Annotated in this window: 13 protein-coding genes and 1 other RNA gene; 4 read left to right on the forward strand and 10 right to left on the reverse strand. The window is 35.3% G+C overall.

The window, feature by feature from the left end; genetic code table 11:
* From ABJI11_RS07380 to ABJI11_RS07415, 8 genes are all read right to left on the reverse strand, one after another.
* On the reverse strand, positions 1–1,127 hold a 1,127-nt coding region (locus ABJI11_RS07380; protein ID WP_348350831.1), incomplete at its 3' end, for a PKD domain-containing protein.
* Positions 1,090–5,031, reverse strand: a complete 3,942-nt coding sequence (locus ABJI11_RS07385) for a malectin domain-containing carbohydrate-binding protein (protein WP_348350833.1) — start codon at positions 5,029–5,031, stop codon at positions 1,090–1,092. The genes ABJI11_RS07385 and ABJI11_RS07380, both read right to left, overlap by 38 nt.
* Before the next feature lie 592 nt (positions 5,032–5,623).
* Positions 5,624–6,151: a 1-acyl-sn-glycerol-3-phosphate acyltransferase gene (locus ABJI11_RS07390; protein WP_348350835.1), complete on the reverse strand. Its 528-nt coding sequence runs from the start codon at positions 6,149–6,151 to the stop codon at positions 5,624–5,626.
* Positions 6,152–6,215: 64 nt separating this feature from the next.
* Complete coding sequence (locus tag ABJI11_RS07395) at positions 6,216–7,325, reverse strand: iron-containing alcohol dehydrogenase family protein (RefSeq protein ID WP_348350837.1); 1,110 nt, start codon at positions 7,323–7,325, stop codon at positions 6,216–6,218.
* Between the two features lie 23 nt (positions 7,326–7,348).
* Positions 7,349–8,047 (reverse strand): HAD family hydrolase, encoded by a 699-nt coding sequence (locus tag ABJI11_RS07400; RefSeq protein WP_348350839.1) that lies wholly within the window; start codon positions 8,045–8,047, stop codon positions 7,349–7,351.
* Positions 8,038–8,751: a 3-deoxy-manno-octulosonate cytidylyltransferase gene (kdsB, locus tag ABJI11_RS07405; RefSeq protein ID WP_348350884.1), complete on the reverse strand. Its 714-nt coding sequence runs from the start codon at positions 8,749–8,751 to the stop codon at positions 8,038–8,040. Before kdsB ends, ABJI11_RS07400 begins: the two co-directional genes overlap by 10 nt.
* A gap of 26 nt (positions 8,752–8,777) precedes the next feature.
* The gene (locus ABJI11_RS07410) at positions 8,778–9,347 is read right to left on the reverse strand and encodes a DUF4126 domain-containing protein (RefSeq protein WP_348350841.1); all 570 of its coding nucleotides are present in this window, start codon (positions 9,345–9,347) and stop codon (positions 8,778–8,780) included.
* 62 nt (positions 9,348–9,409) lie between these two features.
* Positions 9,410–10,843: an ATP-binding domain-containing protein gene (locus ABJI11_RS07415; RefSeq protein ID WP_276494480.1), complete on the reverse strand. Its 1,434-nt coding sequence runs from the start codon at positions 10,841–10,843 to the stop codon at positions 9,410–9,412.
* A gap of 100 nt (positions 10,844–10,943) precedes the next feature.
* On the opposite strand from ABJI11_RS07415, the gene ABJI11_RS07420 reads away from it, so the two are divergent.
* From ABJI11_RS07420 to ABJI11_RS07430, 3 genes are read left to right on the forward strand one after another with little or no spacing between them, the layout of a single operon-like run.
* Positions 10,944–11,594 (forward strand): hypothetical protein, encoded by a 651-nt coding sequence (locus tag ABJI11_RS07420; RefSeq protein WP_348350843.1) that lies wholly within the window; start codon positions 10,944–10,946, stop codon positions 11,592–11,594.
* Positions 11,572–12,408, forward strand: coding sequence for a DUF3822 family protein (locus ABJI11_RS07425; RefSeq protein ID WP_348350845.1), 837 nt, complete (start codon positions 11,572–11,574; stop codon positions 12,406–12,408). Before ABJI11_RS07420 ends, ABJI11_RS07425 begins: the two co-directional genes overlap by 23 nt.
* Positions 12,408–12,944: an RsmD family RNA methyltransferase gene (locus ABJI11_RS07430; RefSeq protein ID WP_348350847.1), complete on the forward strand. Its 537-nt coding sequence runs from the start codon at positions 12,408–12,410 to the stop codon at positions 12,942–12,944. Before ABJI11_RS07425 ends, ABJI11_RS07430 begins: the two co-directional genes overlap by 1 nt.
* Before the next feature lie 95 nt (positions 12,945–13,039).
* Here ABJI11_RS07430 and rnpB read toward each other — a convergent pair.
* Positions 13,040–13,348, reverse strand: an RNA gene (gene rnpB / locus ABJI11_RS07435) — RNase P RNA component class A.
* Between the two features lie 109 nt (positions 13,349–13,457).
* Between rnpB and ABJI11_RS07440 the strand changes: the two genes are divergently transcribed.
* The gene (locus tag ABJI11_RS07440) at positions 13,458–15,317 is read left to right on the forward strand and encodes a DNA polymerase III subunit gamma/tau (RefSeq protein ID WP_348350849.1); all 1,860 of its coding nucleotides are present in this window, start codon (positions 13,458–13,460) and stop codon (positions 15,315–15,317) included.
* On the opposite strand, the gene ABJI11_RS07445 is transcribed toward ABJI11_RS07440, so the two are convergent.
* A complete protein-coding gene (locus tag ABJI11_RS07445; RefSeq protein WP_348350851.1) occupies positions 15,312–15,659 on the reverse strand; it encodes a transmembrane 220 family protein in 348 nt (115 codons plus the stop codon). The genes ABJI11_RS07440 and ABJI11_RS07445 overlap by 6 nt on opposite strands.
* Between the last annotated feature and the right edge of the window lie 2 nt (positions 15,660–15,661).

The raw sequence follows: 15,661 nt of genomic DNA on the forward strand, positions 1-15,661 counted from the left end.
ATAACTATGTTACCATCAGGATCGAAAGAACCAGAACTTGAGAATTCAACTGTCAATGGAAAAGTACCATTAGTAGGTGAAGCATTTACCACAGCATTAGGCAACTGATTTATAGTAGGATCTACCGCAGTAACACTAATACTCTCAGCACCTGTCGCATTATCATCATCGGTCAATGTCAACGATACATCGTAATCACCACCTGTCGCATAGGTATGTGATGGATTCTGTTCGTCAGAAGTATTTCCGTCTCCAAAATTCCATAAATAACCCATGATGTTGCCATCGCCGTCCGTAGACCCCGTACTGGTGAAATTTACTTTAAAAGGAACGCTACCGTCCACATTACCCGATAGAGATACCAACGGCGGCATATTCACAGGAGGTCCGCTCACAACAGAGAAACTAACCGTTTGGCTTACGCCGGAAGAGGTCGAAACAGCCAAGGTATAATTACCAACAGGGAACTCTTTTCCTTGAATATCAACCCCAATATCACCGAACAGGGAATATGGTGCAGAAGGCCCTTCTGACTTATTCTGATTTACAGGACCTGTTAACTTGAACGTGACATTACCCGGATTCAAATCTGCATTATAGATAATGCCCAATGGGGTATTACCGATATCGGACTTGGTGATCTGAAGACCATCGGTCAGCACATACAACTGACTGTCATTATCCGCGTTCAACACGAATAACGTAGCGTTGTCTATTGGGGCGTTTAAAACTTGTATAGAGTTAGAAATACTATTTGAACAACCATTACTGTCTATATAATTATAGGTTATAGAGTACTCACCAACGCCTATTGAAGGATCAAAAACATTTTCGTTAACTCCTAGCCCAGTGTATTCACCTCCTAATGGCATTCCACCAATTAAATTTATCGGACTATCTGTAACAAGAATATCGCTAAAAGGTTCTAAGGTTACAGAAGGAAGTTCTGGTTCATCTAAAGTTATTGATAAATTTTCGTAGCATCCATTAGAATCAGTTACAGTAACACTATAAACGCCCGCCTCTAAACTTATGGCCGTAGATGAATCTAAATTGTTATCATGACTCCAATTATAGGATAGAGAACCTTCAAACCCTATTGTATTTATCACTATAATTGGAGTCATTATTATTACAACCACTAGGATTAACTTTATTTGCAATACTTGCATCAAAATTTATACATATTGGATCTTGATCAATAAATTGGAAATTTACAGATTTGGTTTCTCCCTGTTCGCCTGTTAGTCCTGCATTTATATATGGTGTAGCAGTGATAGTATAACTACCAATTGCAAAAAGCTCTCCCCCGTAATCTCCTGTTAGTACATCGTCACCATAAAGTGAAAAGGGTGCCAAGCTTTCTGTTTGATTTTTAGTCTTATCACCGCTTAACATTAATTGTACACTACCTACGTCAGAGGAGGTATCTGCACGAATAGCTAAGTTTGTGTTTACATAGTTAGCTGCATTGATTAATTGCCCTTCAATCAATATCATTATGTCTTGACCCGTGTCTGCGTTTATTAATGTAAATGCGTTAATACTAAGATGATTGTTATCATCGTCCACCTTAACTACTATGGTCCAAATTTTTTGAGATCCATCTTCAGCGGTTACTGTATAATTTACCGGATTGGTAAAATCCATAACATCTCCCAAATTTGGATTCACACTTGCATTGGAAGAAATACCGAAATTTGGCTCTAATGTGGTCAAATCTGTTCCCGCAACAACGCTAATCTCTACCGTTCCAGAAGAATAATCAATTATTTCCGGCTCAGATTGTTCTTCAAAAGAGAAGAACACTATAGTATTCTCAGAAGAGCCAGCGTAGTTGACTGTTACGGTTTGTATACAACTAATTAGATTGTTAGCATTATCTAAAGCTTTCCATTCAATTTGGGTTTCACCAACTGGAAAGGCATCGTCCAACTCTAAACCATCGTTACGAGTACTGGTTAATATAACATCTAATTCTGAGCATGAATCAAATACCGATGGAGTTACTATTTCAAGTACCATTGGGTTTCCATTTAAACTAGTAGCGCTAATATTGACAGGACAATCAAAACCAGGTCCAACCTCATCAGTCACCGTAATTGTCTGAACACAAGATTCAGACATGTTACCTGATGCATCCAATGCCGTCCATGTAATTGTAGTCTCACCTAAGGAATATGGTTCGGACATAAGCAAACCATCACTTCTAGTTGATTCATAAGTAATCTCATCACTTAAATCAATTGCGGAAATACCCGAAATATTCAAATTTACACCGCAAATACCTTGAGTAGTGGAAGTAATTATATCTGCTGGACAAGTAATAATAGGCGCAACATTATCCGATACTGTCACTGTTTGCGTAACCTCTGTTGCCAAGTTTCCAGCTTCATCCAAAACATTATATGTGATAATATAATTGCCAATGGTATTAACATCGACTACATCACCTCCTATTATAATTTCATCGGTCAAATCTCCATCCAAATCATCAGAAGCACTGGCGCCTAAATTAATATATGGCGAACCTAATTCAATTTGCAAGGGATCAGTATCCAATAAGGTAATTATAGGTGACGTAACGTCTTGTAGGGAAACTGTAAAATTAATAACATCTTTAGCTTCTGAATTAACAAACTCAGCATGAGTTGGATCAGCAACTACCACCACTATTGTGTTTAACCCTTCAACTATTCCATCCAATTCGTTTAATTCCCAAAACTCCTGTCCTATTTGTGAAGCTGTTGAAATTCTGGTTGCAGTATCAATATTGCTTATATCTGGCGGGTTAATATAAAGATGATAATGTTCGGTCAAATCAAATAATACATCTGTACCTGACCATTCCAACCTAACGTTGGTAGAATACAACTCTTCACTATCTAAAGGAGCAACTATAGATACTGCTGGTCCAGAAACTTCAATTTCAATTTCTGAACTGCTACTTTCAGAATCGCTATCTGAAACTGACGCAGTTAGTGTTTGAATTCCAGGGGTTACAAACATCCCGTTAATATTAGAGCCAATACCATTTAATGGCATTGTAGTAAACCTAGTGTCATTAGAACTCCAATTAATTGAATCAGAAATGTCTCCATCTTCAGAATCTAAAGCTGTTCCTATTAAATCAACATTCATACCTCTTACCAAAGTGTTACCTTCTGACGGTGAATTTATAGTTACTATTGGTGCCGTATTATCAGGTTCTGATATTAAGCAAATACTAAATCCTTTTATAGAAGGGTTTTGAGTACCCTGAATAAAATCGATATTCATGATACCATCTTCAACTTCAACAGTAAAGGTTTCAACTTTTGCTATATTAACGCCACCTGCGGCTACTGAAGGTCTATAATCATCTAACACCAAGTCTCCTTCTATCTCTACATCAAAAACTCTAGGGTTAGCATTTTCACCCGTCCAATTTTCATTAAACAACAAATCAACCTCATAAGTACCATTTGCAGGAAACTCCCAATTCATTAAAGTTCCGCCTTCAATATGTCTTTCTGTTTGAAAAATAACATCTGGATATCCCGTATTATTAGAAACTAAAGGTGCATTAGACCCAAAAGTTTTATCTATTGCTCCTTTATAATATATAGACGGGGTGCCTGTTTCGGCAGTACCACCTGCTTGATTTGCAGATTGATCCGCTTCAAAATCTCCACCAGTCAAACCAAATAAAGGACCACCAGCGTTTACACGAAAAGCAGTATTACAAGCGGTAATTTGTGATTGTGAAACAATAAAATTCTTGATGTTAACCCCACCGTCGAAATCAAAACGAATAGTCTGTAAACCCGCATTAGTAAAAGTGACCGTAGTACTATATGAGTTATAAACTTGCCATGCTGTTTTTATAACATTAAAGGTTCCAATAGTCGAATAACTATTATTGTTTTCTTCAGAAATACTTACCATAGTAGCTCCATTATTACCTTTAGCTGCTAATAATTCAATATCATATTCCCCAGGAGCCGGTACATCAATAAGATATTCTATATAATCTGCCGGGTCTAAATAACCAACATTTTGAGCAGCATTATCTTCAATGGCAACTGTAAAAGGTGCTACAGGAGGAGTATCAGAAGTTGATTTATACCATGGTAAAGGATTGGTAAATGTGCGAGCTAGAATATCTGAAGGTATTTTCTGCGCTATGTCAATAGTAAAAGTTTGTTTAACAGGTAAATTTACTCCATCATCTGTAGTAACTTCTGCCAAGTATGAACGACCATCTCCCAAAACGGTATTCCAATTAAAAGTATAATTACCATTTCCATTATCCAACAAGGAATAATTATTTTCAGAAACCGTGGTTGACGGTAAAAATGGACTGTTGGAACCGCCATTACTTTTATCATAAATAACAATATTAGTGTTATAAACATTTTTGTCATCAGTGATATAAATATCTTTCTCAATCGAAGAACCTTCCGTTACTATAACATCTTCAATTAATGCAATGGTTGGAGACGAATCTGGTCCTGATGGAATAATTGTAATATTTGTACCGGATAAACCAGACAAAATATTACTTCCTCCGTAAGTTACTTTTGATGGCAATCCCGTAAACTCCAATTCAGTGGTTCCTAAAGCCTGAGCTATAAATTCTATCTCTAAAAAAACAAAATTAGAATTTGGAAAATTAGAAAAAGTACCCGCCACATAATCAAGAGTTCCTAAAATATTGTCAAAATCAGCTTCTATAATAGGTACTGGTAAAGGATTAGATTGAGGTAAGCTAACACTTACCACTTCAATAATGTTTGGGTCAAAACCCATATGAATTTCAGTTGCATCTACACTCTGATCAGTATTAACTTCCACCGTAACAGTAAAAGTTTCATTTAATGACACCATAACCTCTGTTGGATCCGTAACTACCTGAACCTGACCTAAAAGAGATGAGCTATAGCATAGTAAAAAGAGTAAAATAACAACTACCTCTTTTTTAAAATTAATAGGCTTTAGTATATCAATTAGTTTGAAGCTTCCTGTAAGATTGTGTAAAGATTTACGCATAGTGAGTTAAATTTTGACTGATTGAAGAATGAACAATACTAATAAATCGAAGAGGGAAGATTCTCTCATACATACGAGGAGAGGCCAAATACCAAAAATTAGTGACAATAATTTTTTGATATAGAATATCCAAAGAACTACTGATTAGTTCTGTAATTTTTAATGAATGAATTTTAATCATTGGTATAGGTTTGGTTAAAGATTAACCAAGCACTATAAGGTCAATTTATTGTCGTAAGTGGGGTACGAAATAAATACCTTTTCTGAAGGGGAAAATCAAAGCTTGAATAGCTGAAATTTCAAAAAATATATCTGAAACAAGAATATGTATTTAAGTTTAGAAACTAGCTTTTGTAAAAACAATTTACGATTAACGTTTAAATACATCGTTAAAATGCACAAATCTGTAACAATATTTTTATAAAAAATACGAATAAGAATAAGTCTACACTTTCTGATTTCTCATTAAAAAACTATTAAATTCTTAAATCAAAATGGTCTGTATATCATTAATAACCTTCTATATTTTAACTTATATGAAATTGTTTTTTAGTTTTCAAAACTAAATCAAGATTGTTTCCAAGAAGTTTTTTTAATACTTCCCCTCCACCCCTTCAAAAAAAGCATGATATTTTTTGAAGTCGGCTTCTTTATCTTCTGTTGGGATAAGAGGTTCTGATAATTTTATTTCTTTTTTTCCGTAGTCAAACGCTACTAATACAATGGGTACGTTGGCGGTTTTAGCAATGTAGTAGAACCCTGTTTTCCATTTTTCCACTTTTTTTCTGGTGCCTTCAGGAGAAAGTGCTAGTCTAAACCTTTTTCGCTCTCTGAATATTTCTGCTGTAGCCTTTACAGTATCATTGGTTTTTGTACGATCTATTGGTGCGCCACCCGTCCAGCGAAAAAACCAACCAAATGGAGGTTTAAACAAACTCTTTTTGCCAACAAAATTAATTTCTTCTTTCCAAACCGCACGTATTAACATAGCTAGGAGAAAATCCCACCAGCTGGTATGTGGCACTACAATAGCAACAAACTTATTTAAATGAGAAGGAAAGACCCCATTGAGTTTCCACCCTAGAATTTTAAAATATATAAATTTTGCTATTTGTTGCATATCATATGGTGGCAGATTTACCCAATGGAGAAATACTGCGAATTAAAAAAGTAATTGAAATAAGCTATATTTTTTTATAAATAGCTTTTAGTTTTTCGGGGGTAATTACGGACTTCCAGTCTTCGCCTAGAGCATTCTCCCATAAAGGTGACATACCTAAGGCAACAGTTGTCATAGTACTCATTTCTGCATTAGACAAGTTTGCGCAAATTCCTTTTGGTAACTTAATATCATGCTTTTTAAGCATTTTATTGAAAACCTCCACTCCCTCAGGATAAAACTCTTCTAAATATTGAAAAACAAGGCAATTGCCTATACCGTGCTTAACACCTAAAACATATCCTAGCCCATAACTCAGAGCATGAGCAACACCAACCTGAGAATATGCAATACTCATACCCCCATGCCAAGATGCCATCATCAACTTTTCTCTACTTTCTGATTCTTCTATATCTTCCAAAAACACCTCTTTACAGAGTTCTAATGATTTCTCGCCATAACTTTGACTAAAGGCATTTAAGAATGTTCCGTTCAATGATTCGATACAATGTATATAACAATCCATACCTGTATAAAACCATTGTTCTTTTGATACGCCCTTAGTTAAATCTGGATCTAACAAAACCTGATCAAAAGTGGTGTAATCAGAATTGATACCCAGCTTCTTTTCGGGTCCCATTAATACAGTAGTCCTTGACACTTCTGCTCCTGTTCCACTGATAGTAGGTATACCTACGTGATAAATAGCTTGTTTATTGACTATATCCCAGCCTTGATATTCTGACGCACTACCTTTATTGGTCAACATAATCGCAACCGCCTTTGCCAAGTCCAATAAAGTACCACCACCTATACCGATAATGCCCGATGGCAATTCAGTAAATTTTTCTTGTATCATTTTCACAAGGGCATCTACTTGCGCTGTCTTCGGCTCTTCTTCTGCAGATATTAAAATAATCTGGTCACAAAAAATATTGGGTATTCTACCTATAAGTTCCGTATTTTCAAAAACATCATCTACCAAATAAATCATTGGTGCTTCCGAATGTTTTCTTTTTGGCATTAAAATATCGCCTAGCGTACTAAAACTTCCTTTACCATAGACTACTCTTGGTACCATTGGAAAATTTCTAAATTCTTCCGAAGCCTTTGTTGGTATTTTCTTCAATATCATTTGTTTATTCACGTCCACTATCATTAAACATATTCCAAAATATCCGATAATGTAGAAATAGTCATGTACCCCTTATTTTCTACCTGACCTTCTACCTTTTCATGCTCCCAAGTGGTATGAAATGGCACATGTACCGCTCTTGCTCCTATTTCAACTAACGGCAAAACGTCGGATTTCAAAGAATTACCAATCATTAAAAACTCACTTGGCTTTATCTGTAAGTGTTCTAACAAATGACTATAATTCTTTTCCTTTTTATCGCTCAATACTTCTACATGATGAAAATATTCGGACAATCCAGATCGTTCTAATTTTCTTTCTTGATCTAAAAGATCTCCTTTTGTCAAGACTATTAACCGGTACCTATCTTTTAAACTATTCAAAACATCTTCTACTCCATCCAATAATTCAACAGGTTGGGTAATCATATCTTTACCTAAATCTAAAAGTGCTCCCAACGTTTTAGTAGAAACCTCATTATTAGACAGTTCTAAAGCACATTCAATCATAGAGAGCATAAAACCCTTTATACCGTAACCATATAAATCTAAATTCTTTATTTCTGTTCTAAAGAGCTCTTGATCTATTTTATTTTTGGTTTCATATTTATCCAATAAATCGGCAAACTTATCTTCAGTATCTCTAAAGTAAGTTTCATTTACCCATAAGGTATCATCAGCATCAAAGCCAATTACATTAATTCCATCAAAATTTATTTCCATGCCGCTTGAGCTCTCTTTAAATCTTCAGGTGTATCAATTTCTATACCCTGAACATTCGTTTCTACCATTTTAATCTTCTTACCATATTCTAAATAACGAATAGCTTCAATTTTCTCCGTTGCCTCTAGCTGTAACATAGGCAATCGTTGAAAATCCACTAAAGCGCTTTTTCTAAAGGCATATATCCCTTTATGCTTATAATATATGGTCTGTTCACTTTTTGCCCTTGGGTAAGGTATTGGTGACCTTGAAAAATACAATGCAAAATCTCTGTTGTCTATAATTACCTTTACAGTGTTGGGGTTATTGATTTCTTCTTCATCGGTTATCTTAACCATTAATGATGCCAAATCAATTTCTTTGTGAATGTCATCCTCAAAAACCTTCATTACCCCTTCTAAGCTTTCGCGGTCAGTAAATGGTTCGTCTCCTTGTACATTTACAATTATATCAACATCCATCTGCATAACCGCTTCTGCAATACGATCACTACCACAGTCATGTTCTTTTTTACTCATAATTGCCAAACCACCTGCTTTGGCAATAGTGTCATAGATAACATCGCTATCTGTAACCACATATACTTCATCAAACAACTTGGTGTGTACCGCAGCTTGATATGTTCTTAAAATGACCGGTTTACCAGCTAAATCCTGCATCAATTTTGCAGGAAATCGTGAGGCCGCATAACGGGCAGGAATCATTGCTATTTTTTTCAACTACTTCTATTTTATGTTTTTGCCTTTGGTCTTAAGCTTCTGTATATCCTAAAAATGACAACTAAGATGATTATTACCAAAACCGCTGCTAAGATAGGTGCAAATATCGAGGCGACCGATACTACCGCTGCAGTACCTGTTTCTACCGTAGTTATCACAGGATTTCCCAATCCACCAGTTGTGGCGGTTGACGCCAACCTACCCGTTGCTCCAGCTCCTTTTATTGCCGTAGCTGTACCGCCACCAGCAATTATTGCCAACGACCAAGTGATTACGGGATCTAAATCTGCAACCGTTGACACCATCACTGCAGTACCTGCTATTGCCGCTAAAGGAACCGCAATACTATCTAACAAATTATCGAACCAAGGGATGAAATAGGCAAATATCTCTAACAGCGTAGCTATACCTAAGGTTAATACCGCTACTAGGCTCCCTATCCATTGCCAATTATCATTTAGTTCCCATACACCAAAATAAGATGCCAAACTCAAAGCGAATAATGGCAAAAACACCCTAAAACCTACAGATGCCGCCAATCCTATTCCTAAAAATATACTTAAAACCGTATCTGTTGTCATATTCTATTTACAATTGGTATAATATTCTTTCTGGCATGAATATCTACTAAAATAACCTTTTCTTAATCAAGAAAAAAATCGTCCTTAAAACCAATAAGATACAACTTGCTCTTTGCCCTGGTTACCGCTGTATACAACCAGCGTAAGTATTCTTTATCTATACCATTAGGTAAATATGGCTGTTCTATAAAAACGGTATCCCATTGTCCCCCTTGAGATTTATGACAGGTTATGGCATATGAAAACTTTACTTGCAACCCATTAAAATACTTATTATTCTTAACGCCTAAAAACTTCTTGTACTTAGAACTTTCATGAGCAAAATCTTTCATTACTTCTTGATATAATCTATTACCATCTTCATAAGATAAGGAAGGGGATTCAGCAGTAATGGTATCTAACAACAACACCGTTTCAAACGGTGCCATATTTGGATAATCGACCATTTTAACCTTAACCTCTGCAAACTTAAAGGTGTAGATTTCCTTAATATCATAAATCTCTAGAATCTCTATAATATCTCCATTAGCAATAAAACCTGCTTCTGAGCTTGGCTTTAACCAATAATAGTTATTCTTAACTACCATCATAAAATCGCCAACAGCAATATCATTTTCTAAAAATAAAATTCGTTCCCTTATATTCTGATTGTATAGGTTTGCTCTTTTATTGGAACGTACTATAAATGCAGTTTCCTCTTTTCCATTTTCCGAATATGAACTATCAATAGCTTCTTGGATCTCATTACCATCTATTAACCTTACTATATCTGTAAACGGATCAACATCAAATTTAAAGTCTTCAAAGAATTCGCTTTGTAATTGCTCCCTTAATAAAGTCGCATTTGCTAAAATACCTGAATCTCCTGCTTGCCTTACTACTTCATTTAATTCTAAACGAACTACTTCTTTATTATAATTCAAAGAAAGTTTATCACCATCCAAAGCAGGACTTAATACTAAATGAACCGGTGGTAATTGGGCGGTGTCTCCTATTAACAACAACTTACATTTGTGACCAGAATACACGAACATCATTAAATCATCTAATAACGATCCGTTTTCAAATAATTTAGAATCGGCAGCCGTATCTGGTATCATAGATGCTTCATCAACTATAAACAAGGTATCTCTATGTTTATTAGGCGCCATTACAAACTGTACTCCACCACCACTTTGCTTTTTGGGGAAATATATTTTTCTATGGATAGTAAATGCCTGCGTTTTTGAATAATTTGACATCACTTTTGCCGCTCTACCAGTAGGTGCCATGAGCACCGCTTTCTTCTGAACCTTCCATAAACTGTTCACTAAAGTGCCTATTAAAGTGGTTTTACCTGTACCCGCGTAACCTTTTAACAAAAAAACTTCATCTTTAACAGTTGAAAGAGTGAATTCAGCTAATTTCTGCAAAGCCACTGATTGTGTGGCAGTTGGTGAGTGAGGAAATTTGGTTTCTAGTATACTATAGAATGATGCGGGTGTTGTTGGTTTCATGTGACCTCAAAGATAAAGATGATTTTTAGGCTAAAAACTTTTACGATTAAAAAAAAATTGTAGATTTGTGAAGACCACTAAATAAAATAACACATACGAAATGAAGACCGTAATACAAATTGTACTTTGGATTGGATGTATCGCTTTAGGATACTTTATTTACAACTCCATAACAGGACCAATCAAATTTAAAGAGGTAAAAATAGAGCGCTATTCTCAGGTTATCGCCAAATTGAAAGACATTAAAAACTCTCAAGAGGCCTACAAAACAGTAAACGGTAAATACGCAAACGACTTCAAAAGTCTTATCCGTTTTATCGACACTGGTAAATATGTTATTACACAACAGAGAGACTCTTCTTTCATGGAATTTGACAAGGCATATGGAATTGATATGCTAAAAGAAATGAAAATCATCGACACATTAGGAACTGTTTCTGTAAAAGATTCACTTTTTAAATCTGATACTAGATACAAGAACTTAATGGATGTACCTACGGCAGCAAACGGTGAGAAATTTACAATGAAAGCTGGTTTTGTTGAAAAGAGTGGATATAAAGCTCCTGTTTTTGAAGCAAAAGTTGATAAAGAAGTTGTTCTTTACGATCAGCCAAAAGATTTATTATCTAGTGAGAAAGCTGCATTAAGTGTAGAAGAAGTAAACGGATCAACAATTTACGTAGGTTCTTTAGACGAAGTTAGCACAAGCGGTAACTGGCCTTCCATATATGACAAAAAAGTTAAAAAATAATAGCTTAAACATAGCGGATAAAAATTTTAAAAAATTGTCCATTCAGGTTAGCTTGAATGGACTTTCTTTTTGTGTAGCAGATACTGTTTCGCAAAAATTGTTGATTTCGGATAGAATAGATTTCTCTGAAGAAAAAATCCCAATGGCCGCTAAAGATGAATTGCAAATTCTTTTACAAAAGCATGATATAGAAAACATGCAGTTTGATGAAGTTGTAGCTGTTCATAGAAATACACTTTTTGGTCTGGTACCAAAATCATTATTCAACCCTAATCATTTAAATGAATACCTTAAATTCAATACTAAGGTATTAGCTAATGATGTTTTAGCTTATGATGAGGTAGAAAACCATGACTTAGTAAATGTGTATGTGCCATATGTTAACATTAATAATTACATCTACGATCTTTTTGGCGAGTTTGATTTTATGCATACCGGCACAGTATTGTTACAGTCCTTACTAAACAACCAAACACAAAACCAAGAAGTTACCTGTTTTGTACATGTTAATACTGAGCAATTAGATATTACCGTTCTAAATCAACGTAAACTTCTTCTATACAATAGCTTTAAATATCAAACAAAAGAGGATTTTGTCTATTACCTACTTTTCGTAATTGAGCAATTGGAATTAGACCCTAAAACTGTTATTGTAAAATTATTTGGAGATATTGAAGAAGATGACGAAACTTTTCAACTTTGCTATAATTACGTCCAGAATATCAGCATATTTGAACCTTCAGCGGCTCAATTATTAAAACTTGGAGAACCTGCTACAGGCTCTATAGATTTCACCCTTATTAATACAATATAATGCGTATCATATCAGGAAAACATAAAGGTCGTCACTTAATGGCTCCTAAAAAACTACCTGTTAGACCTACAAAAGACATGGCTAAAGAGAGCTTGTTCAATATTTTGAATAATGGCTACTATTTTCCAGACCTTAAAGTCCTTGATCTTTTTGCTGGCACCGGCAATATTAGTTATGAATTCTCATCTAGAGGTGTTGATGATGTTCTTGCTATAGATGCTCACTCTGGATGCATACAATTCATTGATAAAACGGTTGAATTGCTAGACATGAATATTCGTACTTTAAAGAGCGATGTATTTAGCTTTCTTCAAAGAAATACAGAGAAATTCGATATCATATTCGCTGATCCTTTCTACGATATGGAGTTAACGGATTTTGAAAAATTACCTGAACTGGTTTTTGAAAATGACCTTCTATTAGAAGATGGCGTATTAATTATAGAACATTCTAACCGAACTAGCTTAGCCGAATTTCCACACTATAAAAATTCAAGAAAATACGGTGGCAGTGTATTTAGCTTTTTTGAAAAGTAAGTTTCAAAAGAAGAGGTCTTATTATTTAAGAGCTAAGAATCTTCAACTAAGCTGAAGTTTATTTTTATTAGGTAATTTCCAAATTAACCTAATCATAAAAAAGCAGGCCATAAGCCGGATTCTGTATTCTGAAAAAATCAGAATTCCTTATCATTTATCTAGGCAAAGGATTACCCCTGAGCTCTAACCGCCTACCCTTCGACTTGGGCGTGCAGCCCTTAAACACCGATTTACATGACGTTTCACCGTATAGAGTTTACCTGGTTTCACTACAGCCGAACTGTACTTGCTTTCTGTTGCACTTGTCCTCACATCTCTGCGGACGGGCGTTACCCGCTATACTGCACTATGGTGTCCAGACTTTCCTCTCCCAATTACTTGGCAGCGATAAGGTGGCCTGCTGAGCGCAAATGTACTGCAATTGTTGATAACTAAGGATGATCTCTTTTCTTTATTCTCGTTAGAATTAAAGGCTATATTTATATTTGTATAAGTTTAATTAGAGATAGAATTTTGGAACCATTTATTGTATCGGCTAGAAAGTATAGACCCCAGACATTTAAAGATGTTGTGGGTCAGCAGTCTATAACCAATACATTACAAAATGCAATAGACCAAAATCACCTAGCACAAGCTTTATTGTTCTGTGGACCAAGAGGTGTTGGTAAAACTACCTGCGCCCGTATTTTGGCAAAACAGATAAATTCTGATGGTACCGAAAAAGAAAATGAAGATTTCGCCTTCAATATTTTTGAATTGGATGCCGCTTCAAATAACTCTGTAGACGATATTCGTAACTTAATTGATCAAGTACGTATACCACCACAAGTAGGTAAGTACAAGGTATATATCATTGATGAGGTACATATGTTATCTCAGTCTGCTTTTAACGCATTTCTAAAAACTTTAGAAGAGCCACCAAAGCATGCCATATTTATTTTGGCAACAACAGAGAAGCATAAAATCATACCAACGATTCTTTCTAGATGTCAAATTTTTGATTTTAAAAGAATTACAGTTAAAGATGCTGCCGAGTATTTAAAATATATAGCAGAAAACCAAGGTGTAAATGCTGAAGATGATGCGTTGCATATCATTGCCCAAAAGGCAGATGGCGCTATGCGTGATGCTCTTTCTATTTTTGATAGAGTAGTCAGCTTTTCCGGTTCAGAGCTTACTCGTAAAGCGGTTACCGAAAATTTAAATGTCTTAGACTACGATACTTATTTTGAGGCTACAGATTTAATATTAGAGCATAATATTCCAGGGTTACTTATATTATTCAATAAGACATTATCTCTAGGTTTTGACGGACACCACTTTATAGCCGGGCTTGCATCTCATTTTAGAGATTTAATGGTATGCCAACATCCTGATACCATTAACTTATTAGAAGTTGGCGAAGCCGCACAACAACTATATAGAGATCAAAGCAAAAGAACGGCTCCCTCCTTCCTTCTTAAAGGATTAGAAATTTCAAATGACTGCGATTTAAAGTATAAAACAAGTAAAAATCAACGCTTACTTGTTGAATTAACGCTTATGAAACTTGCCTCTATCAATTTTGATGGAGAAAAAAAAAATCCTGAATCCGTAGCTCTTAACAATAAGACTATTGATTTCATTGCTCCATCTGCATTTTATAATCAAGCTCCAAGACCATCCAAAAAGGAATCTGAAGTTAAACCTGTAACCGGAAATCAACCAGCAGTAACACAAACCGAGGCTCCTAAAGCAACAAGTGCTATAAACAGTACTACCGAAACCCCGGTAGAACCTAAAAAAGCTACAACAACTATTGAGACACAAGTAGCTCCTGAAAAAACCAGTGAACCTCAACAAAACACTGAAACATCAACTTCAGCAGAAACCAGTGCTGATGTTAAAAAGCCGATTATTAATCGTCCTACCAAAAGGGTTTCAGGACTTTCAATTTCTAGTTTAAACGCCAAAAAACAACACGAGTTAAACAAAATAGAGGTTGTTATTGATGAAAACAACCTACCAAAAGACCCATTCACTGAAGATGAACTCCGTAAGCATTGGGCAGATTTTATTGAGATTATCGATAAGAAAGGTCAAAAAATTCTAGCTTCTAACCTACATTCAGATATCCCTAAATTAAAAGAGGGCTTCGCTATTCATTTAGAGCTTCCTAACGGTACCATGAAAAAGGAAATTGAGCGTGAACAGTTTGAATTGATGGAGTATTTACGTGCTAAACTCAACAACCATTTCGTACATTTAAATATTACCGTAAATGAAACAACATCTACGAAATTTGCATTTACTCCCGAAGAAAAATACCAAAAACTAAGAGAAAAGAATCCGGTAATTGATTTGTTGAGACAAGAATTCGACTTATTCTTATAGCCTTCTCCTAATTCTGAAAGCAAAGACTAAAAGCACAATTGAAATTATTAAAAGCCCGAAAGCCTCTCTACCCAATTCAACAGTAACAATATCTCCGTCATTTAAATCGAACCCTTGAAAGTCTGTTGGATAAAGATAAATGAAGCCAATAAAAGCTAGCACACCTAAAACCAACGGCACAACATATCCTACTTTATTTAGCGCAAACAACAAAGAGATTAAAGCTGCAATACCGTAAATAACAATCCAATGTAACGAGTCTGGATCATTGTATTGTAAACCTGCACCTACAGTGAACAATACAGCAAAAACGTAGCCTAATATCTTAAATAATAGATTCATTT

Origin of the sequence: Maribacter sp. (assembly GCF_039968975.1) — a bacterium.
In the GTDB taxonomy this organism is placed as follows: Bacteria; Bacteroidota; Bacteroidia; order Flavobacteriales; family Flavobacteriaceae; genus Maribacter.